Source organism: Sulfuriferula sp. GW1, from assembly GCF_047300855.1.
Lineage (GTDB): Bacteria > Pseudomonadota > Gammaproteobacteria > Burkholderiales > Sulfuriferulaceae > Sulfuriferula.
The window spans coordinates 2,455,506-2,480,769 of the sequence record NZ_CP170197.1 but is presented as its reverse complement, the minus strand read 5'-3'; the positions used below and the strand labels follow the sequence as shown (position 1 = coordinate 2,480,769).

Below are 25,264 nucleotides of genomic sequence, written 5' to 3'. Positions count from 1 at the left end.
TTCACATCCTTTCGTCGTGTATTACACCCCCGCCAAGGGTGGTCATTTCCGGGGTAACCTGATCGAAACGCAGCATTTTTCCGCCATGTTGCTTCGAGAACGCCTGAGCGTCTTCCATGCGGGCAAATGACGCCAGTGTGGGCCCCATGCTTCCGGACATGTTGCTGCCGACAACGTAGTATGCTTTTCTGGCGTCTATCCATTGCCCCAGGGGTGCCTGCCAATTCGCCTTGCCCATGTCCTGAGTGAAGATCGCCTTGATCCTCCTTTGCTGTTCCGGCCTCAGATAAATAGAGAACATTTCCATCGTATCGCAGAAGAAATCCGTTTCTCCGTCCGCATAATGAATCTGCGCTTTCGGCCCGGGGAAATCCAGAAGCAGCATACCGTCCAGGGCACAGGCGGTCTGGGATGTCGGCATTATCGGTTGAATTGGCTGGTCGGCCTTGTGACAGGCCACCACCGAGAGCACAACGAGAGCCGAAAGTCCGGTTTTGGCCGCGCGACCTAGCCAGCCGGCTGAGTTGGTTTTAAGTTTCATTTGAACCTCCAAGCCGCCAAGCCCAAGGGAGCGGCAATCCAGAACACCATGATCGAGCCAAGGAACCAGGGGTCAGACAAGGTTTTAGGGAACACCGTCGCCAGTCCGTAAAACGTTCTCGCTTGTTCGGAACTGAACACATTGAGAATGCGGAACACGTCTGCCGGATTGAGCAACAGCAGAAAGGGAAACGCATTCCCGCCAGCACCGCCCGTTCCCACCAGAACGCCGAGCAACACCAGGTCATACACCAGTACAAAAAAGAACCACACGCCGATGGCGGCGCCGCTCGCCCGGGCCCTGTCGGTCGCCACCACGGAAGTCAGTACGGCAATGCTGAGAAATGCCATGCCCATCAAGATGGCGCTCAGCACAAAGCCGAAATAATGGTAAAGGCCGGGCAGGTCGAGCTGCTGGTATGACAGCAAGAGCCCGACCAAACCGAACCCCGCCAGGGTGGAAAAAGCCAGCGCTGCGGAAAGGCCGGAAAATTTGCCGAGCAGCAGCTCAAACCGGGTAATCGGCATCGACAGCAGGAGGTCCAGCGATCCGCGCTCGCGCTCGCCGACAATGGCATCGAACCCCAGAATCAATGCGATCAACGGAACAAGATAAATGACCAGGCTCACCAGGCTCGCGATCGTGACCTCGATGCCCATGAAACCCACGCCACCCTGCTGCGCCGCACCGAAATAGGTAATGGCCAGGGCAAACGCGGCGAATACGACCGCGGTGACAAGCACCCAGCGATTCCGGATACGATCCCAGAATTCCTTGGCAGCGATCGTCGCCACCTGCCGAAAGTCGATCCTCACCGCCGCCCCTCCGATAATTCAGGAATTGGTTTGCCCGTTTCCGCTCTTTCATTCCCATAGCCCAGAAACACATCCTCCAGGGAGGGCTCTTCGATCTGGATATCGGCGACTTCCCTCGTGGCGGATGCGAGCACACGCAGTACCGACATTTTTTGCGCCCTGCGGCACTCGACGACCAGCGTGCCCCGGCTGCCGTCGTACACACTGGTCTCTCCCACCTGCTGAAGCAGGTGTCGCAAGGCATCTGCATCGCCGTCGAGCCGGCTGACGCGAAAGCGCAGGGGAAGAGACATTTGCTCGCGCAGGGATTGCAGCGTCCCCATTGCACAAATTTTCCCCATTTTCATAATCGCCAGCCGCTCCACACGTCCCTGGATTTCGGCCAGAATGTGAGACGTCAGGACCACGGTCACCCCGTGCGCACGCAGCTCCTCCAGGATACGGTAGAACTCCCGGATTCCTTCGGGGTCGAGGCCGTTGGTCGGCTCATCCAGAAACAGTATCTTGGGTTGCCCCAGAAGGGCCTGCGCGAACCCGAGACGCTGGCGCATGCCTTTCGAGTATCCGCGCACCAGCCTGCGGGCGGCAGCGCCGAGCCCGACCTTCGCCAGCAAATCCGGGCACGTCGACCGGTCGGCCCGTTTCAAATCGGCGAAGAACCAAAGGGTCTCCAACCCCGTCAAATTGTCGTAAAACACCACGTTCTCGGGTAGATAGCCAAGCGCGCGACGCACCTGCCGGAATGCTTCCCCGCGCGGCCGTTGTCCATCAACAAGAATTTCGCCGGAAGTCGGCGACTCCAGCCCCAGCATCATTTTGAACAGGGTGCTCTTTCCGGCCCCGTTATGGCCGATGAGCCCGAATATCTCACCCTTTCGCACCGACAAATCGATGCCGTCCACGGCGAGGATATCCCCGAAGCGCTTGGTCACCTGCCGTACCTCAATCATCGCGTTTTCTTCCAATCCATTTCCTCCAGTCGGCGTGATGCGGCCTCATGCGCGGATGCCGGTCCACGATGCTGGGCGCCCGTAAAACAGGGAATTGTGCCGCCGCCAAATGCAGCGTCTGGACGGAAGGGCTATTCAGCAGCAGCTTCATCAGAGGGTATTTCCAGGTCAGGCGGTCGACTACGTCGTTGGCCTCATAGGGGATGTCTCCGATATCATCACCATTCCGGTCCCATCCGACGTAATTGCTCCAATAATTGCCGTCCCAGTATTCGTCCTTTGCGCCGACATACTTGATCTGGTCTCGATTCCTTATAAAGTCATTGCCTTCCACCTGGTTGTGGGTCGATCCGGCCCATAGATGCACGCCGATCTGGTTGTCGATGACCAGGTTGTTTTTGATGCTGTTGTATTCCGCGTCATAGATAAAGAACCCCTTAAAGTTTCCCGCCACGACGTTGTTCTCGATCACCGAATCCTGCAGGGTGCGCAGCATGATGCCGTGATCGGAATTGCCCCACGCCTTATTGTTCCGCACTACTTGGTTGCGCACTTCCATCAGTGCCAGCCCACCCCGGTTTAGATAGGATTCGTTACCCTCCCAGACGTTATGGTAGGAATTCATGTAGTGGGTGCCGTAGCGCAAGTGGTGCATTTTGTTTCCCTGGAACAGCGCGTGATGGGAAACATCAACATAAATACCGTCGCGGGTGAAGCCGATGTCATTGCCGATAATCTGCGCGCCCAGCGTGTCATAGAGCTGGATGCCGTTGCCGCGCTGGGATGACAAAAAGTCCCGCTTGCCCGTGATCAGGTTGTTCGTCACCTGAATATCCTTGATGCCTTGCAGCCACATGCCGAACAGTGTGTACGCGAGAACATTGTTGCGGATCACGGCCCGGTGAGAGCCGGGTTCCACATAAATGCCGGCGTTTTGAGCGGTTAAATCCGGTCCGCTATCGCGCACGATAAATCCTTCTATGACCACGTCCGGCGCCTTCACACGAATCACGTCGCCAAGGTTTGCGCCGCTTAAAGTGGGCCTTTCGAGGCCGCGCAGCGTAATCGGCTTGTCGATCACCACATGCTCCGTATACAGGCCGCGTTCGACACTGACGAGGTCACCCGGATGAGCCGCCGAAACCGCCGCTGCAATGGATTCGCCGGGGCGGACTATGCGCACGCGCCCGCTCGGTTCAATTGCCCCCATAATGCGAGAACGCTTTCCACAACAGCTTTAGCACCAGGAATATTCCAGCGCCTATCAACAGGTTTTTCGTGGCCACATAAGCGATCAGATCGGGTAGGGTCGCGGGTCTGCGCTGGTTCCCCCACCACGGACCTTCTTTGACCCAGGGCTTGCATCGGCTACGGCACAGCACTTCGTATACACTCCAACCCACCCACCAGGCGATGACAATCGCTGGTCGAATTTGTCCCGCAGCAGCCAGTATCCAAGCGACGGTCACGACTACGGCCAGGCCGATCCCGAGCGCTTGCACCCCTGCCTTCTTGGACAGAAATTTCGGTCCCCACGGAATCAGGTGGTCAATGGCCTCGTCACGCAACCAGCGGAGAACTCCCCTGGGCGCTTTATCGGGCCCACCCTGCTTGCCCGGCTTGTCGCTGCTCCGATTTTTCATTGATCGACACCCATTAGCTCGGATTGGTTAACGGTTCGCGGCATTTCAATTTCTTTCACCGGCAGGAAATAGCCATTTTTACCGATCGGCGTGAGTGGAACGCCCTGCTTTTGCCTTGTTTTTCGCTCCTTCACCAAAGGCGGGCAGGCCGAGCCGTCGTAATACATCACCATGCAATCCAGGCAGAGCAGGCATTCCCGCTGATCTATCTTGCCCTTGTCATCGATGGCGAGGGAGCCGCAACCGTTCGCGCAGGCATGGCAACTCTGACACTCTGTCTTGCGCTTGAGTCCAAAAAAACGAAACGTGGATGGAATCGCCAAGCTGGCTCCGAGAGGGCACAAATACTTGCAAAATGGGCGTTCCATGAACAGCGACAGCACCATCAACGCCGACCAGTAGAGCACGAAGGGCCAGGATCTGTTCCATACGCCAACAAGGAAAGTGGTCTTGAATGGTTCCACCTCTGCCAGTTTTTCCGCTACCCCCATGGAATAGAAAGACGCCGCGAGCAGCATCGCAAACACGCCGTATTTCACCCATTTCAGCTTGTCGTGCAGGGGCTTGCTAAGCTGGAACTGAAAGCGCTTGAGGCCAACCATGCCCGCCAGCTTGTACGCCAGTTCCGTCACGGCACCATACGGGCACAACCAGCCACAAAACAGCCCGCGCCCCCAGATGAATACACTGGCGATGATGAACCACCAGAAAATGAAAATGAACGGGTCCGACAGGAAAAGCTCCCATTTCCACTGGTACAGCAGCGCGTGGAACCACGTGAGCACTTGGGTAATGCTCGGCTGCGCCATGGCGAAGAACCCGACGAATCCGGCGCTGGTAATCCAGAACAGCGTTTTCGGCAGCGACACCCAGCGCTTGTCTTTATGATTGGCGCGGCGCACCAGTTTGTCGCGCAAGGCATAAACCGCCGCTGCAGCGGCCAGCAACAGAACAAACGCGGTTATCTGGAACCGCTTGGAAAGCCATAGCCGCACCCAGACAGGCTCCGGCGTTTCCACCTTTGGTCTTCCCCCTTCCAGATATCGTGCCGGAAGCCAGTATTCCTGTTCAAAATTGGCGAAGGTCTTGGTGTCGGTTTCTGTGTCGAGTTTATGTGCGAGAAACACCAGCTTCCAGGGATAGGCTGCACTGAAAGCCGGGCTGCGCAGAATGAAAATGCCTGACTCTGTAAAACGCGGTGCGCCCTGGGCGAGAACGCCGTACAAATTCTGGTAATCGCTATCGCGGAATGTGAATGTATCCATTCCCTGTCTGATCTGGATGCGATCGAATATCCCTCCACGCACGAAGGCCGTACCCTTGAAGGATGACGTTCCATTCCCGATGACGAAGATGGCATGCTCGCCGGGTTTCAGTTCCTCCATCAAGCGTCGGTAGTCACTGTCGCCCAGAATGCTGCGTCCGATGCTCGGTGCGTTGAGGTAGCCGAAATAGAGATCGATATACGGTTGGCCGGCATTGCTCATGCCGATTTCCGCAGGCTGTACCGTCAACCTCTGGATGCTGCCCTCTTTGAGCAGCGTTCCCCAGTCGAGCCGCTCGGAAACGGGTGCCAGTTTAGCCTGCGTTCTCGGGACGGCCTTGATGATGCCGACTTCTCTGGCGACTTCGTAAGCGCTGCGGGAGATCACCTGATTCTCGGTAATCACGGTGACGGTGGCCCCGCTGATGGCATCCAGTCCGATATAGTCGTCCGCTTCGCTTGACTTGCCAATCTCGAACCGGCTTCCGGCGAATTTCCCTACATATTGCCGGACAAAATCGACCAGCTTTGACTCCGGGATGCCCACCAGCAAGATCGGCTCGCTGTGCTTCAGGACTCTCAGCCCGGTAATCACACCCTGGGTATCCATGCCGATGAGCGTCACGACCGGCTTGCCGGAGTAGGCCGGAATGTCCACGATATCGGTGGACAGAAAAACGTAGCCGGCCAGTTTTTTTTGTCCGTTGTGTGTCGTGTAGGCCTCGACATAACTCGGGCTACCCATGCGGTTGGAAAAGCTGTCGGCCTTGATCACGTCTCCGCAGGGCGCATAGGTACACATGTCCGCGGCGCTCGAAAGCTGGGGCGGCAGTTCCGTGGAATAGATGGAAGCCCGCGCGCCCGCGCACGCAAACAGCAAAGACAGCACCACGAAAAGCCGGATACACCGATGTTTCATCACGGAATTTCGCCCGCAACACAAAATTGCCCGCCACGATCCCATAAGGCAAGCTCACGGGTCTCTGCCAGGGTCCGCCCGATTCGAAACAGGCCGCAAAAATGCGGACGGACACGAGCGTACTGTTTCACACTAAACGGCACTTACAGAGCCACCCAAAAACGCCATGACAAGGCACGGCGCGCAGCGCAGGCAATGGCCATATGCCCTTGTCAAGCGCCGCAACGCGGACAGGGCGTTTTTGGGTGGCTCCCTGCGGGCGCGCCCCTGATGAGTCATCTGCGGCGTTGCGTTTACTTGCCATAGAACAGCTATGGCTGCGCAAACGCGCCTTGCAGCTGACTCATCAGTGGCGCGCTGTAAGTGCCGTTTAGTGTGAAACCGTACGCTAGCAGATCGATTGCACATTGCGCGATGTGCGGACTAGGCTTTTTCCACAATCATGCGGCTGCGCATTTCCAGGTGGAGGGCATGGCAGAAATTAGTACAGTACACCCAGCTGACCCCCGGCTTGTCTGCCTTGAAAGTCACCGACTTGGTCTGCTGCGGGTTGACGACAAAATTGATGTCGTACATCGGAATCGCCAGGCCGTGGGTCAGATCTTCGACCTTATCCAGGTTGGTAAGAATAATCGTGACATCGTCACCTTGCCTGACGGTGAATTCCCGCAGTCCAAACGCCGGGGCCTGGGAAGTCAGGTATACCGTGACTTTCTTGCCTTTGCGCTCCACGCGACAGTCCTTCGCATCCTTTACTGCGAGCGGATGCTCGTTCAGGTCGTTGATCTGGCGGGTCCTGATCTTGTCCCGCTTCACTATGATGGAGTCGTGGGGTTCCGGATCAACGGAGTGGTCGGCGATCAGACGCATCTTGTCGCCTCTTATATCGATCAACTGCTCTTGGTCCGGGTGCCTCGGTCCCACCGGCAGGAAACGATCTTTGGTGAACTTGTTGCCTGAAATGAAGAATTTTCCGTCGAGTTCCTTTGTTTCGCCCATGGAAGTAAAACCGTGGCCCGGCTGATAGTGCACATCGATACGGTCCAGCACCGGATCGATTTGCTTATCACCCTTGAATTGGGCGATCGCTTTGTCGATGTTCCACTTGACGATCTGACTGTCGAGGAAGAGCGACGTATACGCATTGCCTCTGCCATCGAAGCCAGTATGCAAGGGCCCCAGGCCGATCTCAGGTTCCGCCACCACAGTGTCGCGAGGCGCCTTCAATTCTCCGTTGAACCATTTATGAACCAGGCCAAGGTCGATGACCGTGGCGGTGGGCGAGAGCTTGCCGGCACAGACGAAATATTTCCCGTCCGGCGTAGCATTGACACCGTGTGGATTCTTGGGAACCGGCACATAGCAGGTGAGTGCCGTCTTCGGATCCTTGTTTGCATCCTTGGTGCCATCCACAACCGGCACCTTCGAGTCACCGATGGTGAAGTACTTGCCTGCCTTGACCGCTGCTTCGATGCGGGCAATGTTGAACAGCACGCAGGCATCCCGCTCAGCGGCCATCATCTCCTCGTAATGGACGCCGTTCTCGGTGTTGTACTGGTTGGATCCGGCCAGCGTGCCATCATAGGAGGTCGCGACCAGATCAAGGTTGCCGTCGATCTTGCACTGCCAGCGGACGTTCATGCTCTCGGCGTCGACGCAGGTAAAAACACAGTAATATTTTTTCGGATCGTTTTCATCCCGGCCGTCATTGGGTTGCGGGATATGGAATTCCTGGCCGCAAAATACCCTCGTGGTGTGATTGATCTTGGGGTCAACCGGGTCGCGTTTGTCGGGAAAAATACCGTGGAATCCCTGGACGTTGGGAATGTCGATGATCTTGTCGCACACCATATAATCCAGCCGGATTCGCGCCAGTCGGCTGTGGATCTTGTCATTTGTCCACAGGTATTTCCCGTCGTAGGTGCCGTCGGTATAGGAACCGTGCACATGATGGGTATCTCCGGTGGTGTATTTCGGGCTACCGTCCGCCTTGGTCCCGATGATCGCCTTGGATTCGTTGGTAATCCCCCAACCGCTTTCGCAGTCCAGGTTGAAAATGGGTATCCGTTTAATGAGCCGCCCGGAAGGGCAACCGTAGACGCGTGCTTCGCCGGAATGGCCGCCGCTGGAGAATGTGTAATACTCGTCGAGTTGCCCGGGCGGGACTTCAAACTCTCCGTAAGTTACTGCTGACGCTACCTTGGCCGAAGGTTCGCCGGCCTTGCCGGCACCGGGCTGCGTGACGACTTCTCCTGCTTTTTTACACGACGACAATCCGACCGACAGCCCGGTGCCGGCCAAGCCGACCAATGCGGCCGTATTCAGGAACTTGCGCCTGCTTGCATCCTGAAGCTCTGTTATTCCCCTGTCTTTCCAGTCACTGGAAGTCATTTTTTCACTCCTCGGTTAAAGACTCTTGTGCCCTATTATCAAGTCCGCCGCAGCGTCATGCGGCTGCTTGCGTCATTCGGTCGCAGCATGTGCGCAATATTAGGGGTTGCAGATATTTTGTTCCTTGATCTATATCAAGGAAGATCAAGATAGAAGATCAAAATAATTGCGCCGCATTGAAAATATCCGGCGGAAGATGTTTGGTTTGGAAATGAAATAGCCGGGCAGCGGCGATCAGGATTGACTTCAGGCCAGCAAAACCAGGCAATGCTCAAGGCATAGTCGCGGACAAAAATCCGCAGCCCGTATGCATACCCTCGTGCGCCTGTTGCAGGATGCAGTGTTAGGCCCGGCCCAGGCGCCGGCAGGGCAACACAGCGACGCAGGTAATCCAACGCCCTGACCCGGTCTCGTCAATCAGAAGACCGGCGCGGGCGCGCGTCAATTTATGAAATATCCGGGTTAGCTATAGGCGCGCAGGCGCTCGATATCCAGAACCGCAACCTGCTTGCCCTCAACGCGGATCAAACCGGCTACGCTGAGATCGTGCAAGATACGAGAAAGCGTCTCCGGGGAGATGTTCAGGCGCGAGGCGATAATCAGCTTGCTCGCCGGGAAATGAAAGTGAAGGACATCTCCCTCCGAAGAATTTCCCTGGTCGTTCTGGAGCAGATAACCAATCACTCGTTGCACGCTGGAACGCAGGGAATAGGCTTCCACATCCCGTACCAGGGTATGAAGCCGCATGCTCAATCCGGCCAGCATTTTACGAGCGAATCCAGGATTCCGTTCAATCTCGTCAAGTAGAGCCGCCTTTCCGACATGAATCAGAAGCGAATCGACGAGCGCTTGCGAGGAAACCAGATAGGGTTTATCCAAAAACATGACAGCCTCTCCAAAACTCTCGCCCGGCCCCATCAGATGCACAACCTTTTCCACGCCCAGAGGTGATGTAAAGGCCAGTTTAATTTGGCCGTATACAATGAGATAGAAGCCGCTGGGGGCATCACCGCTATGGAACAGGATGTCACCGCGAGCCGCCTTCAATACTTTCGCCCCCAGCGTAATGGACTGGATTTCCGCTGGCTGCAGTGCGCTGAACAGAGGCACATTTTCCAGTAAAGAATGTATTTTTGAATTTTCCGTGGCCATGCTCCTTGATACTGGTTCAGTCAAATAATGCATGGAATCAATCGCGCACTGCCTGAGCGCGATCCGGCGGTCTCTCACACCGGAAATCCATCCCGCTCAGCATCTCACAAGTGATATCACAACATCAAACGAAACGCCGTTTGCCTCCATGGGCGCACACTATTTTGCCAAGCTTTCAATTCAATTGATGAAGACTGAAAGGGTAAATGCCATTTTTTTAACAGCCTCTTGGCACAAAGCAGTAATGTGGCAAAATGGCTTCGAAATTTACCGGACAACGGTATGTCTGGAATTGTGGAGGTAACGCGAGATGGACAAGCATAACCAAACCGTGCAGGTGAATGGCAGGGAAATTCCAACGGATTCTGAAGGCTATCTTCATGACCTGGGTGACTGGTCCGAGGATTTTGCACGCGCCCTCGCAGAGCAGGAGGAGCTGGTTCTCACCGATCGGCACTGGGAAGTGATCCATTTTTTACGGACCTATTTCCATGAGCATGACGTGCAGGCCCAGGTGCGGATCATGGTGAAACATTTCAGCGAAAAATGGGGAGCCGAGCCGGGCAGCAACCGGCATTTGCATGACATGTTTCCCAGAGGCGGCCCCCAGAAGCAGGGCAACCGCCTGGCCGGACTGCTGCGCACCAAGGGCGAACACTGAAGGTCACACCAGCCGCACCTGATTCCAGGCAGTGAAGCGTATACTTGATTACGGGTATGAAGATCGTAAATTTCTGCGTCCGTCAGAGGCGGGCGACCCGTCGTCTTGAGGTACCTAAATAAATGCTGGAGACCAACTTGCCCCACTTCTACATCAAAGGCCGGCGTTTGCTGCCCATCGTGCAAGGCGGCATGGGCGTAGGCATCTCCGCGCACCGGCTGGCGGGCGCCGTGGCGCGGCTGGGCGCAGTCGGCACCATCGCCAGCATCGACCTGCGCCACCACCACCCCGACCTGCTCGCGCAGAGCAAGCACTGCCGCGACAAGGCGGCACTCGACCAGCTCAACCTGCTCGCCCTGGACCGGGAAATCAAAGCCGCCCTCGCCACCGCAGGCGGCGCCGGCCTCGTGGCAGTCAACGTCATGAAAGCCGTGGCCGAACACCCCACCCTGGTGCGCCAGGCCTGCGCGAGCGGCGCACAAGCCATCGTCATGGGCGCCGGCCTGCCGCTCGACCTGCCCGAACTGACCGAAGGCTATCCCGACGTCGCCCTGATCCCCATCCTCTCCGACGCACGCGGCATCGGCATCGTCCTGAAAAAATGGATGCGCAAGCAGCGCCTGCCCGACGCCATCGTGATCGAACACCCGCGCTACGCCGGCGGCCACCTTGGCGCTCCCAAACCGGAAGACATCAACGACCCGCGCTTCGATTTCCCCGGCGTACTGGACAGCGTATTCCAGCTGTTCAAGGAACTGGGCATCGAACGCGAACAAATCCCGCTGATCCCCGCCGGCGGCATCAACACCCACGAAAAGATACGCGACCTGCTCGCCCGCGGCGCCAGCGCGGTACAACTCGGCACCCCGTTCGCAGTGACCGAAGAAGGCGACGCCCACCCCAACTTCAAAAAAGTGCTGGCGGAAGCCCGGCCGGAAGACATCGTCACCTTCATGAGCGTCGCCGGCCTGCCCGCGCGCGCCGTGCGCACCCCGTGGCTGGCCAACTACCTGCGCCGGGAAAGCAAGCTGCAGGACTGTGCCAAAAGCCATCCGGAGCGTTGCGCCTCCGGCCTGCATTGCCTGACCCAGTGCGGGCTGCGCGACGGCATCGCCAAAGCCGGGCAATTCTGCATCGATTCACAACTGGCAGCCGCGCTGCGCGGCGATATCGGCAAAGGCCTGTTCTTCAGGGGCTCGGAAAGCCTGCCGTTCGGTGCGGCCATCCGGCCGGTGCGGGAACTGCTGGAATATCTGCTGAATGGCAGGATGCCCGCGCTTTCATAAACGCGCAAACTTCAGATACAGCCGCGTTGCGGCGAACAGGTTCAGCCACAGCAGGCAAGAGGCGAAGCCCAACGCCAGCGCGGCCGGGTAAACCAGCGCAGGCCATGCATTGCTGCCGAGCAGCAACAGCAGTGTTGCCAGGTGCGCTTGCATCTGGCGCCGCGCCGCGTGGCCGGAGATGATCTGTTTCATGTTGGGAACCGCACTGCCCTTGGGCAGACGGCCTTGCAGATGAAACCAGATCAGGAACGGCACAATCTTGTACAGCATGCCGCTGACCACCGACACCGCAAAACCAAACATGAACAGCACACCCAAAACGATAGGGTAACGCGAATCTGCCGCGATTCCGGTCACCAGTTGAGCGCCCCCCCAGAGCGCAACGGCGCTGAGCAGGCTGAGCATGCCAATGCGCCAGAATTGCTGGGTGACATCGACTATTCTGCGTCGTCTTTTTGCCTGCAAATACAAGGTAGCGCCCGCAAACACAGCGAATCCGATGGCTATGCCGCCCGCAGCGAGCGAGCCGCCCCATGACGCCAGCAGCGGGGATGTCAGCGACGCCAGGGACACCGCGCACAGCAACAAAAACACCGAGCCGCCGAGCCAACGGGTAAGTCGGGCAGGGTAGGCCGGCGTCAACTGGAACATGGGCACCACCTGGTACGCCACTCCCATTACCAGCAGGCCGACCCAGCCCGGCAGACCCCACGCTACATGCAATCTGACGAGTTCCTGCACCGGGAGATGGAAGTCACCGCTCAGCGTACCGGCAAGCGCAATGCCCAGCCCAACGGTGAGCATCAGGGCGATGCCGGCAAAACGCATGGCGTGTATTGTGGCATGGCGCACGCGTGAAGCGGCGAGGCTGTAAGCGGCCGCGATCAGGAATATGCCCAGCGCAAACACCAGCAGGAAAATGGCGGCATCGAGCAGGACGGTTTGCGAAAAAAACAGGCCGGATGCCAGCATTGCCGTGCCTGCAACCAACGGAACATGCACCATCCAGGCTACCCGCCGCGGTTGCGGCATGGGCGAATCCGCCAGTACCGGGAGCATTTGCATCAGTGCACCGATCATGGTCATGGTCAGGAAACCCAGTGTGGCCAGATGCGTCAGCGCAAGCAGGGCTGGAGTCCAGCGCGATACCAGCGCCTGCGGGCCGGAAACCAGCAATATCAGGGCTGCCAGCAATAGAAACAGCGGCGCGCTGAGAAAGAATCTGAAAGGAACCGAAATCGGTGGCGCCTGCTGCAGGGACAGGCTGGAAATGGGCGCATTCACCGCCAGATGATTATTTCAAGATGTCCATCCGCAAAGGTTTCGGTGCGGTACTGATAGCCATCTTCCTGCAATATGCCGTACAGCGGGAAAGGTTCGCGGTTGTGCACCATGCGCAGCCGGTCGCCGGGCGGCAGGCTTTCCAGTGCGGTCAGCACCTTCACCAGCGGCTCGGGTGGATCCAGGCCGCGTACATCCAGAGTTATTTCGCCTGCCATGACGCCTTACCCGGCGCTGCCGGGAGCCTCTTTCATCTGCTGGAGCAATTCCGGCACCCTGACGCCGAGCGTCTGGTCCGACATCGGATAAAGCACCTGTTCTTCCTTGAGATTATGCTGCTGGAGCATGATCAGCAGGGTTTCAGATAGCCCCGCATATTCATCCGCATCCTGCGCTGCAACGGCAGCGGCCATGTGTGTAAACAGATCGCGCATTTGTTCATGCTCCATGCGCATCATCCGCGTGGGGCCCATGGTGTTTCCCGTTTCGCGTTCGAATGCAGGGAACAGCACCTGCTCCTCCATCCCGAAGTGATGGGCCATGGCGGAGTGGAACTGTTCAAAACTCGCAGCTGTGGCAGGCCAGTCCTGCTTTGCCGCGAATTCCTCCGCCATAGCGAAATAGTCATCGCACTGGCGATGATCCGAAGCGAGATAGTTGCTGATTGTTTCCACGGCATACTCCTTGTCTTTGTGTCCGTTTAAGTGCTGTTTGCGGAGTGCAAGTATGCAAGTTTCTGAACGCGAAGCACCTTGACTTATATCAAGGTTTCCTTGATTGCCGTTCACAATGATTTTTCAGACCGGGCACGGAGCACGTGCGGAAACCAGGCTGCCCGCAGCGGCAGGGTGTCTCGTCAGCCGGGCTTGCCGTCGGCGCGCGGCCGCCAGTAATAGGGGATGTAGTGCGCCGCCCACGGAACGAAGCAGGCCAGCCAGACCAATCCCGCCAGCAGGTACAAATCCGGTGCCAGGCGGGCGGCTGCGGGGACGATGTCGGCCAGCACCCGGATCAGTGCCGAGCCTTGAAACCCGATAAACAGCAGCCAGGTGAGCCGGTCCAGCACCAGCGGCTGGCCGGCATGGCCGAGCGTGACGCGCGAGACCATGCCCAGCACCATGCTGGCGAAATAGCCGATGGTCAGCGCGTGCAGCGGTGCCAGGCCGAACCACACCGGTTCGTCTGCGCTCACAAAAAGCGCCAGGCTCTGCGCGCCGAACAGCAGCATGGCCAGGCCCAGCCAGGCAAACGCGATATGCAGTACTGCCAGCAGGCTGACGCGGAAGCTGCGCAGCAATCCCCAGGTGAAAGACAAATACAGCGCGCAAGCGGCCAGCGGCAGGTCGGCCAGCCACAGGTAGGCGTGCGCTTCCCGCAGCAGCAATATCCCATGCCCTGCTGTACAGGCGAGCATCAGCCAGAGTATCCAGTAGGGCCTGACCACCACGTAGTTTTCCAGCACCCGGCTGGAAAAGAACGGGATCATGCGATGGTTCACGGTCATGACAATCGGCAGCAGGAAAAACCAGATGCCGGCAGTGCGGGCGAAATCCAGCAGCAGGGCTTGTCCGGTCAGCAGCCACAGCAGATAGGCAGCCATCCCGAGCCAGCCGAATACCAGCGCTACGCTGGTCACGGCCGGGTGGCGCTTGTCCTGGCGCGGGGCATTGAACAGGACGCGCAACAACGCATACACCGCTATGCCCCATCCCGCCAGCATCACCGCCACACCCGCGACAGCGACCGGTTTCCCCACCACCAGGCCGAGGTAAAACAGCACGACGCCTCCCGCCATCAGCAGGCTGGCGCCGAAGGCATGACGCGGTGGAATTTTTCCCGCATTCATCCAGTTGGGATAAGTGGTGAACAGAAAGCCGAAAATAAAAAACGGAAAAAAGCCGTACATCATCAAAAAGGCATGCGCCCAAATCGGCGTGATACTCCATGCCGTCGCGCTGCCTGCGATACCGTAACGCCCGGCCAGATCGAACACCCACCACAACATTGCCGCCACGCCCTGCAGCGCTCCAATCAGGAACATGCTGCGGTGAGGCGCGACAGCGATCTGCTGCCAGACTGATAGTGGCTTGTTCATAGTGCCTTCCTTGCTAGCGCCGTTCGTGTTGGGAAAATTGAAGTTAACTTTAGCCATTTTTTTGCATGCTAACGTGCGCAACGCATCCAAACCTTGATCTATATCAAGTCGGTGTATCAGCGATTAACGTATCCTGACATCGTCAATTACCAATAGGAATGCGACCCCCTGCTTTGCAGTCAAAAGATGATGGCGCTTTCTGACTACATCCACACATTCGGACAGTTCATGCTGCGGCGTCATGGCCAGCGGGTGCACAAGATCGCGCTTGACGCCGGTTTTACCTGCCCCAACCGGGACGGCAGCAAAGGCATCGGCGGCTGCACATTCTGCAATAACGCCTCTTTCAGTCCCAACGGCCGTAACGCGCCTTCCATTGCCAGCCAGCTTGCTTCCGGGCGGCGCGCAATTGCCAAACGTACCCGCGCGCGGCGCTTCATTGCCTACTTTCAAGCCTACACCAATACCTACGCCAGCGTGCAGCAACTGGACGCGCTCTATCGGGAAGCCTTGTCCGAGCCGGACGTGATTGGCCTGGCGGTGGGCACGCGCCCGGATTGTGTGCCGGATGCAGTGCTCGATCTGCTCGCCGGTTACCGCGCGGAGGGGATGGAGGTGTGGCTGGAACTGGGGCTGCAATCCGCGTTTGACGAAACGCTTGCGCGCGTCAATCGCGGGCACGGTCTGGCGGAATACCAGACCGCCGTGGTAGCTGCCCGACGACGTGGGATTCCGGTGTGTGCCCACCTTATCCTCGGCCTGCCTGGCGAAAGCGACGCGCACTATCACACCAGCCTCGATACGGTGCTGGCACTGGGCGTGGACGGCCTGAAGCTGCATCCATTGCACGTGGTGAAAGGCACCCTGCTGGCGAACCAGTGGCGGCGCGGAGAATATTCGCCCCTCGCCATGCGCGACTATCTGCGCATCGCCGCCGATCTGATCGAGCGCACGCCGGCGCACATCGTGTTCCACCGGGTAACCGGCACGGCAGGGAAGGATATTCTGCTGGCGCCAACCTGGTGCTCGCAGAAATGGAATGTGCTGAACGGCATCGAAGGCGAACTGCGCCGCCGCAACCACCGCCAGGGCCAGTTCGCGCAGGATCCACACTATGCAAAGGAATGGGCTTATGTCGCCTGAAGCGAAGCTGGACCTGGTATGTCCGGCAGGCAGTCTGACTGCATTGAAAGCCGCAGTGGATAACGGCGCCGATTGCGTTTACATCGGCTTCCGCGACGGTACCAACGCGCGCAACTTCGCCGGTCTGAATTTCGATGCCAGCGCCGCCCGCGAGGGCATACGTTTTGCCCATTCAGCCGGGGCAAAAGTCCTGGTGGCGCTGAACACTTACCCGCAAACCGGGAATTGGCAACGCTGGCAAGATGCGGTGGATCAGGCTGCCGGCCTGGGGGTGGATGCGATCATTCTGGCTGATCTGGGATTGATGCAATACGCCGCCGAGCATCATCCGCAGCTGCGCCGGCATTTGTCGGTGCAGGGTTCCGCGACCAACTACGAGGCGATCAATTTTTACCAGGAGCAGTTCGGCATCAGCCGCGCCGTGCTGCCGCGCGTGCTTTCCATGGCGCAGGTTGAACACCTGCGCCAACATACCTCGGTGGAAATCGAAGTATTCGGTTTTGGCAGCCTGTGCGTCATGGTGGAAGGGCGTTGCACGCTGTCATCTTATGTCACCGGGGAGTCGCCCAACACCTGCGGCGTGTGCTCTCCCGCCAAGGCGGTGCGCTGGAAACAAACTGCGCAAGGCCTGGAATCCCGGCTCAATGACGTATTGATAGACCGTTATGCCGATACTGAAAATGCCGGTTACCCGACCTTGTGCAAGGGGCGTTTCAAGGTAGGCGAGGAAACCTATTACGCCATTGAGGAACCAGCCAGCCTCAACACGCTGGAGCTGTTGCCGGAGCTGATGCGCATCGGCATCGCCGCCATCAAAATCGAGGGGCGGCAGCGCAGCCCGGCATACGTCGCGCAAGTAACGCGGGTGTGGCGCGATGCGATTGATGCCTGCCAGCGCGAGCCGCACAACTATGTTGTGAAAGCGGCATGGATGGCCGAACTGAATAAAGTGGCCGAAGGACAGCAACACACACTGGGCGCCTATCACAGACCATGGAAATAAAATGATGAAACTCGCACTGGGGCCGGTTTTATATTATTGGGCACGCGATACGCTGCTGGATTTTTACCAGGAAATTGCCGCCACGCCGGTGGATATCGTGTATCTGGGCGAAACCGTGTGCTCCCGGCGCCACAACCTGCGCTTGCAGGATTGGCTGGACGTTGCCGCGAAGCTGACTGCCGCGGGCAAGCAGGTGGTGCTTTCCACGCAGGTGTTGATTGAATCCGAATCGGACCTGAAAAGCCTGCGCAACATTGCGGATAACGGCAGCTTTATGGTGGAAGCAAATGACATGGGCGCGGTGCACCTGCTGGCCGGCAAGATGCCGTTTGTCGCCGGGCCGCATCTCAATGTTTACAATGACCGCAGCCTGAGCCTCCTGGCCACGCTGGGCGCACAGCGCTGGGTAACGCCGCCGGAAATGTCGAGCGCCATGCTCGCCCCGATACAGCGCATGCGCCCTGCCGGGATGGAAACGGAAGTATTCGTCTACGGCAGATTGCCGCTGGCTTTTTCGGCACGTTGTTTTACCGCGCGCGCCCATAATCTGCCCAAGGATGATTGCCAGTTCCGCTGCCTGGATTATCCCAACGGGCTATCCATGCGCACTCGCGAAGACCAGCCTTTTCTGGTGTTGAACGGCATTCAGACGCAATCGGCGCGCACCTATAACCTGATCGGCGAGCTGGATACCCTGCGCAGCATGGGCGTGGACGTGCTGCGCATCAGTCCGCAGATTGCCCACAGCGCGAAAATCATCAGCTTGTTCCGCACCCGCATGGATCAGCCGTGCACGCCACACAGCGCCTTGCTGCAAATGGATAAGCTCATGCCGGATGGCATGTGCGACGGTTACTGGCGAGGTAGCGCCGGGCTGGAACAGAGTCATATCTCGGGCAAAACATGAGCGCCGCGATGGAGCAGGGCGAACGATTCAATAGCTACAGCCATCTCATAGGCGCGGCGCTTGCGGCTGGCGGTGCGGCCGTGCTCATCGTGCTGGCAGCGGTGCAGGGCAATCCATGGAAGATTGTCAGCTTCAGCGTTTATGGCGCGATGCTGCTGTTGCTGTATCTGTTTTCCACCCTGTATCACAGCCTGCGCGGCACAGCCAAGGATGTGTTTCGCAAGCTGGATCATTATGCGATCTACCTGCTGATTGCCGGCACCTACACACCGTTTACCCTGGTAACGCTGCATGGTGCCTGGAGGTGGTCGCTGTTTGGCGTGATCTGGGGCATGGCGGTGCTGGGAATTGTGGTGGACTCATTGCCTTGGGGAAAACGCAGAATTCTGCCGGTGGTGATTTATCTAGCCATGGGATGGCTCGCCTTGATTGCCCTGAAGCCATTGTTGAATGCCCTGCCACATGCCGGCTTCGCGTGGCTGCTGGCGGGTGGTGTGTTCTACACCGTGGGCATTATTTTTTACGCGCTGGAACGGTGGATAAAGCATGGGCACGGTATCTGGCATTTGTTCGTGCTGGCCGGTAGTGCCTGCCATTATTTCGCCATACTTTTCTATGTGGCATGAAAGTGATTGAGCTTCCTATGATTATGGTACTGGACAGCGGCTTGCAGAGCGGGCCTGCAAATAACGCGATCGATCGGCATTACCTGGATTTGCATGCGCAAGGCGCTTGCCCGGATCAGTTGCGGTTTTACCGCAGCTTGCCGAGCGCAAGTGTGGGGCGCCACCAGATTATCGACCGTGAACTGCGCATCGATTACTGCCGCAGCAATGACATTGCGCTGGTGCGGCGGCTCAGCGGCGGCGGCGCGATTTATCTGGATCCCCGGCAATTGGGCTGGTCGCTGATTCTGAAGCGGCCACACACCTGGCGTCAGCTTGGTCTTGAACAATTGCTTGCGCTGTTTTCCAGAGCATTGGCGGAAGGATTGAAGCGCCTGGGCATTAGTTCGCGCTACTCCTATCCGAACGACCTGGAAATCGAGGGGCGCAAAATTGCCACCCTGTTTGCCGCCTGTGAAGCTGAATCCTTGCTGTTGCAAGGCACATTGCTGCTGGATGCGGATATTCGAACCATGCTGGAAGCGCTGCGCGTGCCCACCGAGAAATTGTCCCCTGACGGGCTGTCCGCTGCGCGTGAACGCTTGATCACTGTCAAGGAGTGTTTGGGGAAAATTCCTGATTTTGAAAAAATCCAGGCGGCCATAATCCACGGCTTATCGACGGGGCTGAGACTGCAATTCGGCGGCAGGACGAAGGGCAGCGGGGCGCACATACCGCAATGCGATGCTCTGGCTGAGGAAAGCGCTGCAGCCCATCAAATTGATTGGCGGGAAGAGCGGACCTCAGCACTGGAATCGCTGTGGAAAACGCCGGGTGGAACACTGCGCGCGCGCGCCGTTTTTGATGGCGAAGGCAAGCGGATTGAATGGATAGAAATTGGCGGTGATATCCACCTTGATCCCGGCGATTTGTTGTGCAAATTACAGCGTGCGCTGCAAGGTTTGCCGATAGCGCATACACAGCAGTGCATCGTGGATTTTTTCCGCGAGAACGGTGTGGATACGCTGGGATTTGGTGCGCAAGATGTGGTGCGGCTATTGCACATTCTGCTGGACAAGCTGTCCCTGCACCGCGACGTGCAACTCAGCAGCAAGCAGCTTAACGCCCTGATGATATATAGCCAGCAAGCAGTAAGCGCGCGGCAGATTTTGAACCAGGCCAGCGTCATGCTGGTGCCGTACTGCGCAAAACCGGCCTGGTGCAAGTGGCGTACGCGCGACGGTTGCACCGAATGCGGGCTGTGCGAGGTCGGGGAGGCTTATCGCCTGGCGCGGGAGCGTGGCATGCAGGTGACCACAGTTACCCATTATGAGCATCTTGTAGCAACACTTTCTGATATGAAGGCACGTGACGTCGGGGCCTACATCGGCATGTGTTGCAGCAGTTTTTTTATCAAGCGTCACCGTGCATTTCTACAGGCGGGCATGCCCGCGCTGCTGATGGATATCAGCGGTTCAAACTGCTACGAGTTAAAGCAGGAAGAGCTGGCCTATGCCGGCCAGTTTCAGGCACAGGCGCAACTGGATACGGAAGTATTGCATCAGGTGATTAAATTCGTGCCCCGCGCGGGGTGAAAGGGTAAGGCGAGAGTCAACATGAAACAACAAAATTCTGTTTTACCCGCAGCGATTGCCGACGCGCTTGCGCTGCTGCCGCCTGCACCGCATTCGGTATTGCTGGCGGCAGCGCTGAATCGGGTGCTGGGGCGCAGCATCCAGCCGAAACAGCTGTTGCCGTTGCAGGATAAATCGGTGTGCATCCGGGTGACAGACGCCAGGCTGGCTTTCTTTCTCGGCGCCGATCATCGCGGCTTTGTCGCGCGGCGCTTCAGCCAGACACCGGATTTGACCATCGGCGCGTGCGCGCGCGATTTTCTCAGGCTGGCCTTGCGCGCGGAAGATCCCGACACGCTGTTCTTCGGACGGCGCCTGTATATGGAAGGCGACACCGAGCTTGGCTTGCTGATCAAAAACATACTGGATTCGGTAGAGACGTCACAATTATTCATCCTGCGCTGGTTGCCGGATAGTGTGCGGATAAAAATCAGGGCGGAACTGCTGTCATGAATACACAGGAAAGCGTAATCGATTTATGCCCGGTGGCGGCGAGCCGGCTGCAATCCGCCGCGCTCCTTGCCGTCAAGGATCTGCAACGGGGTGAAACCGTGCATTTGCTGCTCAGGGAAGAACCGTCGCTGATGCTGCAAAGCCTGAACCTGCAATTGCGCCATAATCTGAGCTGGCAGATCAGCGCGGAAGAAACCGGCGAGTGGCGAGTGCTGATCCGCCATCGCGAGGATGTCGCGCCGCGCGATTTGATGGACATCCTCAGTCGCGATCACCAGCGTCTGGACGAATTGTTCGGTGTGTCGTTGCAGTTGGTGAATGCGGGCAAGACAAGCGAAGCGGCGCCGCTCGTCATGGAATTCGCGGCCGGTTTGAAACGGCATATTCAGGTCGAAAACGACATTCTGGCACCCAGCTTTCGTATCCCCGACCCCGAGCCGGTTGCCATCATGCTGCACGAGCATGACGATATTCTTTCCCAGACAGCGAATATCGAATCCCTGTTTGCGGGCGAGGAACCGGTACAAGCCTGGGAAGTATCGCCATTCCTGGCGATTCTGTCCGGCGTGATGGCCAAACATGAACACCGCGAAGAGCAGAATCTGTTTCCGCAATGGGACATCGCCTTGCGCATGGCGGCACCGGAGGACAGGCAGGCGCTGCTGACGCGCGTCCAGCAAAGCTTGTCAAACATGCCGCAATAACCGGCATCCGGGCGAGGAGTTTGTGCAAAAAATTTTCCGGCTGCCCCGCCTCGTACTTGCGCCTCAGGCTGAATGAAATAACGGCGCCAATTTAAAGCCATCATGGTCTTGACATAACCACAATATGGCGTATGTTTGCTTAACGACAACACAACATATTGTGTTGTCGTGGTGTTTGTAAATACCGTACGCGGCGTATTGTGCAACCGGCTATGCAAAGGAGAAATCATGGCAAGCCATGTAGCAGAACATCCGGGCAGTGTGCTCGTTTCCTTACCTTCCGCCGTCATCAAGCGCGATGGAGCCCGCGCAGCCTTCGATGCCGACAAGATTCGCTCTGCCATCCAGCGGGCCGGCCAGGCCAGCGGCGAATTCGACGCCAGCGAAGCAGGGCTGCTTACCGCCCAGGTGGTCAAGGTGCTGATCCACAAATTCCGCAGCGATGCGCCGGCCATTGAAAGTGTTCAGGACGTGGTGGAGCAGGTGCTGATTTCCGCCAACCATCTCAACACCGCGCGCGCCTATATCGTCTACCGCGAGCAGCACAAGAAACTGCGCCAGGACCGCAACACCCTGGTGGATGTGGCGACTTCCATCAACGAATATCTGGAGCAGCAGGACTGGCGCGTGAACGCCAATGCCAACCAGGGCTACAGTCTGGGCGGGCTGATTCTCAACGTGTCCGGCAAGGTGGTGGCCAATTACTGGCTGAGCCACGTTTACCCGCCGGAGGTGGGGCAGGCGCACCGCGACGGCGACATTCACGTGCACGACCTGGACATGCTGGCCGGCTACTGTGCCGGCTGGTCGTTGCGCACCCTGCTCAACGAGGGCCTCAACGGCGTACCCGGCAAGGTGGAGGCGGGGCCGCCCAAGCACATGTCGAGCGCGGTGGGGCAGATTGTCAACTTTCTTGGCACCCTGCAAAACGAATGGGCCGGTGCCCAGGCATTCAGCTCCTTCGACACCTACATGGCGCCGTTTATCCGCAACGACAATCTGCCCTATGACGAGGTCAAGCAGTGCATCCAGGAGCTGATCTACAACCTCAACGTGCCGTCGCGCTGGGGCACGCAGACGCCGTTCACCAACCTCACCTTCGACTGGAACTGCCCGGACGACCTCAAGGAGCAGGTGCCCGTTATCGGCGGGCGCGAGATGCCTTTTACCTACGGCAATCTTCAGTACGAGATGGACATGATCAACCGCGCCTACATTGAGGTAATGACCACCGGCGACGCCAAGGGACGGGTATTCACATTTCCCATTCCCACCTACAACATCACGCCCGAGTTTCCGTGGGACAGCGAGAATGCCGGGCTGCTGTTCGAGATGACGGCGAAATACGGCTTGCCGTATTTCCAGAACTTCATCAATTCAGAGCTCAAACCGAACATGGTGCGCTCCATGTGCTGCCGTCTGCAGCTCGACCTGCGCGAGCTGCTCAAGCGCGGCAACGGCCTGTTCGGCAGCGCCGAGCAGACCGGTTCGATAGGCGTGGTCACCATCAATTGCGCCCGCCTGGGTTATCTCCATAAAGGCGACGAAGCGGCCCTGCATGCCCGTCTCGACGAGCTGCTGGAAATCGGCAAAAACAGCCTGGAGATCAAGCGCAAGGTGATCCAGCGCCACATGGATGCAGGCCTGTTTCCCTATACCAAACGCTACCTGGGCACGCTGCGCAACCATTTCTCCACCCTCGGCGTGAACGGCATCAACGAGATGATCCGCAATTTCAGCGACGGCGCCGAAGACATCACCACAGACTGGGGATACCAGTTCGCACTGCGCCTGCTCGATCACGTGCGCGCCCGGATGCTGAGCTTCCAGGACGAAACCGGGCACATGTACAACCTGGAAGCGACGCCGGCGGAAGGCACCACCTATCGCTTCGCCAAGGAGGACCGCAAGCGCTTCCCGGACATCCTCCAGGCGGGGACGAAAGACATGCCTTATTACACCAATTCCTCGCAACTGCCGGTGGGGTTTACCGACGACCCGTTCGAGGCGCTGGAACGGCAGGAGGTATTGCAGAAGAAATACACCGGCGGCACCGTGCTGCATCTGTACATGACGGAACGTCTGTCCAGCGCCCAGGCCTGCAAGACCCTGGTAAAACGTGCGCTGGAGCGCTTCGGACTGCCCTACATCACGGTGACGCCGACTTTCTCGATTTGCCCGAAACACGGCTACCTGGAAGGCGAATACAAGTTCTGCCCGAAATGCGATCAGGAAAAGATCGCGGAAAAACAGCGCTGCATGGCAGCGTGATTGCAAACAGCCAAACCAGAAAAGGAGCGCATCATGATCGATCTATCCAGTCAGTCCAAACTGAACGCCGACACCTTTGTTTTGCAGGATGAGGAACGCCAGCCCTGCGAAATATGGACGCGGGTGATGGGATACCACCGCCCGGTGGCGTCCTTCAATATCGGCAAGAAGGGCGAGCACCACGAGCGCAAATTTTTCCAGGAGCGCTGCGCCCAACTGGAGCACTAACCGCCATGCTGCGTATTGGCGGTCTCACTCCTTATTCTGCCACCGATTATCCGGGCTGTTTTGCGGCGGTGGTGTTCTGCCAGGGCTGTCCATGGCACTGCCACTATTGTCACAATCCGCACCTGCTGGCGGCGGGCGCACCCCCCGCCATGGCGTGGGACGAGGTGGTGGATTTTCTCGGGCGGCGACGCGGTCTGCTGGATGCGGTCGTGTTCAGCGGCGGTGAGCCGACGCTGCAGGATGGGCTGGCCGAAGCGGCGCGTGCGGTGAAGGCACTGGGGTTCAAGGTGGGCTTGCATACGGCCGGCATGTACCCGGAGCGGCTGCGCGAGCTGCTCCCATTGTTCAATTGGGTGGGCATGGATATCAAGGCGCCGTTTGCCGATTATGAGCAGATCACCGGAGTAGCAGGCAGTGGTGCGAAAGCCAGGAATAGTGCGCGCTGGATTCTGGATAGCGGTGTCGATTACGAGTTTCGCACTACGGTGCATTCAGCGTTGCTGAGCCGGGAAGCGCTGGCCGCCTTGGGCCGTGAACTGGCCGCAATGGGCGCGCAGCATTACGTACTGCAGGAATTCAGGCAACAGGGATGTGCCGAGTCCTTGCCCCCGACCGCTCCAGCCTACCTGCGCTGCGGCACGGTGGAACGCATGAGCCAGCAATTCCGGCAATTTTCCGTGCGCAAGGCTTAACCGGCGTTGCTTCGGTTTGCGTACCGCAGCAGGTCCTGAAACTGAACAAATTTCGTAGGTGTAAATCGCCCCGGTTTCGCACCCGGAGTTTCCCACTTAACAACGTTAGCCGGATTTGCTGGATCACTTCTCAGTGAAACAGGCCTCTTTTTTGCTTATACCTGCCTGTACAAGCCGTTTGTCGCAAACGCTACAGGAGGATGAATGCCGCTCTACGAGTTTCACTGCAAAGAATGCAACTGTGATTTCGAGTTGCTGGTGCGCGGATCGACCGCTTGCGTGTGCCCTGAATGCGGGAGTGCCGAAGTAGAGAAACAGGTGTCGTTACCAGCGTCTCCGGGCAAGACCAAAGCGATGCTCACGCGCGCACGCGGCCAGGCCGCCCGCGAGGGTCACTTCAGCAACTACGCTCCATCGGAGCGGCCCAAGCGCAAATGACAGGCATTCGTCCACGCACGCAATCGCGCTGCGGTTTTGTTGTATTTGCGACAAAGCCCGACATTGCGCCTGGCGCAGTTCCATGAAAAGGCACGGACTATGCCTGGGATGCGGCTTGCTCGAGATGCCGGGCTGCGCGTTTCGACGCCGCCGCACCACGCGCCGAAACGGGTTTCCGGGAGCTCGCT

General features: G+C 58.2%; 26 protein-coding genes. 13 read left to right on the top strand and 13 right to left on the bottom strand.

The genetic code is table 11. The features are described from left to right. Position 1 precedes the first annotated feature (1 nt). The 9 genes from ACFDAU_RS12205 to ACFDAU_RS12165 form a co-directional block, all read right to left on the bottom strand. A complete protein-coding gene (locus ACFDAU_RS12205) occupies positions 2-541 on the bottom strand; it encodes a nitrous oxide reductase accessory protein NosL (RefSeq protein ID WP_413437174.1) in 540 nt (179 codons plus the stop codon). Further along, positions 538-1,356: an ABC transporter permease subunit gene (locus ACFDAU_RS12200; RefSeq protein ID WP_413437173.1), complete on the bottom strand. Its 819-nt coding sequence runs from the start codon at positions 1,354-1,356 to the stop codon at positions 538-540. Before ACFDAU_RS12200 ends, ACFDAU_RS12205 begins: the two co-directional genes overlap by 4 nt. Then, on the bottom strand, positions 1,353-2,321 hold the full coding sequence (locus tag ACFDAU_RS12195) for an ABC transporter ATP-binding protein (RefSeq protein ID WP_413437172.1): 969 nt from the start codon (positions 2,319-2,321) through the stop codon (positions 1,353-1,355). The genes ACFDAU_RS12200 and ACFDAU_RS12195 overlap by 4 nt, the downstream gene beginning before the upstream one ends. After that, positions 2,299-3,516, bottom strand: a complete 1,218-nt coding sequence (locus ACFDAU_RS12190) for a nitrous oxide reductase family maturation protein NosD (RefSeq protein WP_413437171.1) — start codon at positions 3,514-3,516, stop codon at positions 2,299-2,301. The genes ACFDAU_RS12195 and ACFDAU_RS12190 overlap by 23 nt, the downstream gene beginning before the upstream one ends. After that, positions 3,503-3,949: a transcription regulator gene (locus ACFDAU_RS12185; protein WP_413437170.1), complete on the bottom strand. Its 447-nt coding sequence runs from the start codon at positions 3,947-3,949 to the stop codon at positions 3,503-3,505. Before ACFDAU_RS12185 ends, ACFDAU_RS12190 begins: the two co-directional genes overlap by 14 nt. Beyond that, complete coding sequence (locus ACFDAU_RS12180; RefSeq protein WP_413439544.1) at positions 3,946-6,132, bottom strand: 4Fe-4S binding protein; 2,187 nt, start codon at positions 6,130-6,132, stop codon at positions 3,946-3,948. Before ACFDAU_RS12180 ends, ACFDAU_RS12185 begins: the two co-directional genes overlap by 4 nt. Before the next feature lie 423 nt (positions 6,133-6,555). Continuing rightward, entirely contained in the window at positions 6,556-8,523 is a 1,968-nt protein-coding gene (gene nosZ, locus ACFDAU_RS12175; RefSeq protein WP_413437169.1) for a TAT-dependent nitrous-oxide reductase, read from the bottom strand. A 134-nt stretch (positions 8,524-8,657) separates the two neighbouring features. Beyond that, positions 8,658-8,918, bottom strand: coding sequence for a hypothetical protein (locus tag ACFDAU_RS12170; RefSeq protein ID WP_413437168.1), 261 nt, complete (start codon positions 8,916-8,918; stop codon positions 8,658-8,660). A gap of 67 nt (positions 8,919-8,985) precedes the next feature. Further along, entirely contained in the window at positions 8,986-9,675 is a 690-nt protein-coding gene (locus ACFDAU_RS12165; RefSeq protein WP_413437167.1) for a Crp/Fnr family transcriptional regulator, read from the bottom strand. 310 nt (positions 9,676-9,985) lie between these two features. Here ACFDAU_RS12165 and ACFDAU_RS12160 point away from each other — a divergent pair, with 310 nt between their 5' ends. Then, entirely contained in the window at positions 9,986-10,336 is a 351-nt protein-coding gene (locus ACFDAU_RS12160) for a TusE/DsrC/DsvC family sulfur relay protein (RefSeq protein ID WP_413437166.1), read from the top strand. 122 nt (positions 10,337-10,458) lie between these two features. After that, complete coding sequence (locus ACFDAU_RS12155) at positions 10,459-11,622, top strand: NAD(P)H-dependent flavin oxidoreductase (RefSeq protein ID WP_413437165.1); 1,164 nt, start codon at positions 10,459-10,461, stop codon at positions 11,620-11,622. Here ACFDAU_RS12155 and ACFDAU_RS12150 read toward each other — a convergent pair. The 4 genes from ACFDAU_RS12150 to ACFDAU_RS12135 all read right to left on the bottom strand — a co-directional run bounded on the left by ACFDAU_RS12150 (position 11,617) and on the right by ACFDAU_RS12135 (position 14,998). Beyond that, the gene (locus ACFDAU_RS12150) at positions 11,617-12,906 is read right to left on the bottom strand and encodes a hypothetical protein (RefSeq protein ID WP_413437164.1); all 1,290 of its coding nucleotides are present in this window, start codon (positions 12,904-12,906) and stop codon (positions 11,617-11,619) included. The genes ACFDAU_RS12155 and ACFDAU_RS12150 overlap by 6 nt on opposite strands. Next, entirely contained in the window at positions 12,903-13,121 is a 219-nt protein-coding gene (locus tag ACFDAU_RS12145; RefSeq protein ID WP_413437163.1) for a DUF2249 domain-containing protein, read from the bottom strand. The genes ACFDAU_RS12150 and ACFDAU_RS12145 overlap by 4 nt, the downstream gene beginning before the upstream one ends. 6 nt (positions 13,122-13,127) lie before the next feature. Further along, entirely contained in the window at positions 13,128-13,691 is a 564-nt protein-coding gene (locus ACFDAU_RS12140) for a hemerythrin domain-containing protein (protein ID WP_413437162.1), read from the bottom strand. 68 nt (positions 13,692-13,759) lie between these two features. Further along, positions 13,760-14,998, bottom strand: a complete 1,239-nt coding sequence (locus tag ACFDAU_RS12135; RefSeq protein ID WP_413437161.1) for an NnrS family protein — start codon at positions 14,996-14,998, stop codon at positions 13,760-13,762. A 186-nt stretch (positions 14,999-15,184) separates the two neighbouring features. Here ACFDAU_RS12135 and ACFDAU_RS12130 point away from each other — a divergent pair, with 186 nt between their 5' ends. The 11 genes from ACFDAU_RS12130 (at position 15,185) to ACFDAU_RS12080 (ending at position 25,076) form a co-directional block, all read left to right on the top strand. Then, positions 15,185-16,141: a TIGR01212 family radical SAM protein gene (locus ACFDAU_RS12130; protein ID WP_413437160.1), complete on the top strand. Its 957-nt coding sequence runs from the start codon at positions 15,185-15,187 to the stop codon at positions 16,139-16,141. Next, positions 16,131-17,144: a ubiquinone anaerobic biosynthesis protein UbiU gene (gene ubiU / locus ACFDAU_RS12125; protein WP_413437159.1), complete on the top strand. Its 1,014-nt coding sequence runs from the start codon at positions 16,131-16,133 to the stop codon at positions 17,142-17,144. Before ACFDAU_RS12130 ends, ubiU begins: the two co-directional genes overlap by 11 nt. A gap of 1 nt (position 17,145) precedes the next feature. After that, positions 17,146-18,051, top strand: a complete 906-nt coding sequence (gene ubiV / locus ACFDAU_RS12120; protein ID WP_413437158.1) for a ubiquinone anaerobic biosynthesis protein UbiV — start codon at positions 17,146-17,148, stop codon at positions 18,049-18,051. Further along, positions 18,048-18,677 (top strand): PAQR family membrane homeostasis protein TrhA, encoded by a 630-nt coding sequence (gene trhA / locus ACFDAU_RS12115; RefSeq protein ID WP_413437157.1) that lies wholly within the window; start codon positions 18,048-18,050, stop codon positions 18,675-18,677. Before ubiV ends, trhA begins: the two co-directional genes overlap by 4 nt. 17 nt (positions 18,678-18,694) lie before the next feature. Next, the gene (locus ACFDAU_RS12110) at positions 18,695-20,251 is read left to right on the top strand and encodes a lipoyl protein ligase domain-containing protein (RefSeq protein ID WP_413437156.1); all 1,557 of its coding nucleotides are present in this window, start codon (positions 18,695-18,697) and stop codon (positions 20,249-20,251) included. Between the two features lie 21 nt (positions 20,252-20,272). Continuing rightward, complete coding sequence (gene ubiT / locus ACFDAU_RS12105; RefSeq protein ID WP_413437155.1) at positions 20,273-20,743, top strand: ubiquinone anaerobic biosynthesis accessory factor UbiT; 471 nt, start codon at positions 20,273-20,275, stop codon at positions 20,741-20,743. Continuing rightward, complete coding sequence (locus tag ACFDAU_RS12100) at positions 20,740-21,447, top strand: hemerythrin domain-containing protein (protein ID WP_413437154.1); 708 nt, start codon at positions 20,740-20,742, stop codon at positions 21,445-21,447. Before ubiT ends, ACFDAU_RS12100 begins: the two co-directional genes overlap by 4 nt. Before the next feature lie 228 nt (positions 21,448-21,675). Then, the gene (locus tag ACFDAU_RS12095) at positions 21,676-23,718 is read left to right on the top strand and encodes a ribonucleoside triphosphate reductase (protein ID WP_413437153.1); all 2,043 of its coding nucleotides are present in this window, start codon (positions 21,676-21,678) and stop codon (positions 23,716-23,718) included. Between the two features lie 33 nt (positions 23,719-23,751). Further along, positions 23,752-23,946 (top strand): anaerobic ribonucleoside-triphosphate reductase, encoded by a 195-nt coding sequence (gene nrdD / locus ACFDAU_RS12090; protein ID WP_413437152.1) that lies wholly within the window; start codon positions 23,752-23,754, stop codon positions 23,944-23,946. Between the two features lie 5 nt (positions 23,947-23,951). Continuing rightward, positions 23,952-24,638 carry an anaerobic ribonucleoside-triphosphate reductase activating protein gene (locus ACFDAU_RS12085; protein WP_413437151.1) on the top strand — a complete coding sequence of 229 codons (687 nt, stop codon included), beginning with the start codon at positions 23,952-23,954 and terminating at the stop codon, positions 24,636-24,638. A gap of 204 nt (positions 24,639-24,842) precedes the next feature. After that, positions 24,843-25,076 carry an FmdB family zinc ribbon protein gene (locus ACFDAU_RS12080; RefSeq protein ID WP_413437150.1) on the top strand — a complete coding sequence of 78 codons (234 nt, stop codon included), beginning with the start codon at positions 24,843-24,845 and terminating at the stop codon, positions 25,074-25,076. The last annotated feature ends 188 nt before the right edge of the window (positions 25,077-25,264 follow it).

Bases quoted from the DNA above. Each gene is read 5' to 3' on its own strand.
- ACFDAU_RS12205 (WP_413437174.1), bottom strand. From the start codon at position 541: ATGAAACTTAAAACCAACTCAGCCGGCTGGCTAGGTCGCGCGGCCAAA.
- ACFDAU_RS12190 (WP_413437171.1), bottom strand. From the start codon at position 3,516: ATGGGGGCAATTGAACCGAGCGGGCGCGTGCGCATAGTCCGCCCCGGC.
- ACFDAU_RS12185 (WP_413437170.1), bottom strand. From the start codon at position 3,949: ATGAAAAATCGGAGCAGCGACAAGCCGGGCAAGCAGGGTGGGCCCGAT.
- ACFDAU_RS12180 (WP_413439544.1), bottom strand. From the start codon at position 6,132: ATGAAACATCGGTGTATCCGGCTTTTCGTGGTGCTGTCTTTGCTGTTT.
- nosZ (WP_413437169.1), bottom strand. From the start codon at position 8,523: ATGACTTCCAGTGACTGGAAAGACAGGGGAATAACAGAGCTTCAGGAT.
- ACFDAU_RS12165 (WP_413437167.1), bottom strand. From the start codon at position 9,675: ATGGCCACGGAAAATTCAAAAATACATTCTTTACTGGAAAATGTGCCT.
- ACFDAU_RS12160 (WP_413437166.1), top strand. From the start codon at position 9,986: ATGGACAAGCATAACCAAACCGTGCAGGTGAATGGCAGGGAAATTCCA.
- ACFDAU_RS12155 (WP_413437165.1), top strand. From the start codon at position 10,459: ATGCTGGAGACCAACTTGCCCCACTTCTACATCAAAGGCCGGCGTTTG.
- ACFDAU_RS12145 (WP_413437163.1), bottom strand. From the start codon at position 13,121: ATGGCAGGCGAAATAACTCTGGATGTACGCGGCCTGGATCCACCCGAG.
- ACFDAU_RS12135 (WP_413437161.1), bottom strand. From the start codon at position 14,998: ATGAACAAGCCACTATCAGTCTGGCAGCAGATCGCTGTCGCGCCTCAC.
- ACFDAU_RS12130 (WP_413437160.1), top strand. From the start codon at position 15,185: ATGATGGCGCTTTCTGACTACATCCACACATTCGGACAGTTCATGCTG.
- ubiU (WP_413437159.1), top strand. From the start codon at position 16,131: ATGTCGCCTGAAGCGAAGCTGGACCTGGTATGTCCGGCAGGCAGTCTG.
- ubiV (WP_413437158.1), top strand. From the start codon at position 17,146: ATGATGAAACTCGCACTGGGGCCGGTTTTATATTATTGGGCACGCGAT.
- trhA (WP_413437157.1), top strand. From the start codon at position 18,048: ATGAGCGCCGCGATGGAGCAGGGCGAACGATTCAATAGCTACAGCCAT.
- ACFDAU_RS12110 (WP_413437156.1), top strand. From the start codon at position 18,695: ATGATTATGGTACTGGACAGCGGCTTGCAGAGCGGGCCTGCAAATAAC.
- ubiT (WP_413437155.1), top strand. From the start codon at position 20,273: ATGAAACAACAAAATTCTGTTTTACCCGCAGCGATTGCCGACGCGCTT.
- ACFDAU_RS12100 (WP_413437154.1), top strand. From the start codon at position 20,740: ATGAATACACAGGAAAGCGTAATCGATTTATGCCCGGTGGCGGCGAGC.
- ACFDAU_RS12095 (WP_413437153.1), top strand. From the start codon at position 21,676: ATGGCAAGCCATGTAGCAGAACATCCGGGCAGTGTGCTCGTTTCCTTA.
- nrdD (WP_413437152.1), top strand. From the start codon at position 23,752: ATGATCGATCTATCCAGTCAGTCCAAACTGAACGCCGACACCTTTGTT.
- ACFDAU_RS12085 (WP_413437151.1), top strand. From the start codon at position 23,952: ATGCTGCGTATTGGCGGTCTCACTCCTTATTCTGCCACCGATTATCCG.
- ACFDAU_RS12080 (WP_413437150.1), top strand. From the start codon at position 24,843: ATGCCGCTCTACGAGTTTCACTGCAAAGAATGCAACTGTGATTTCGAG.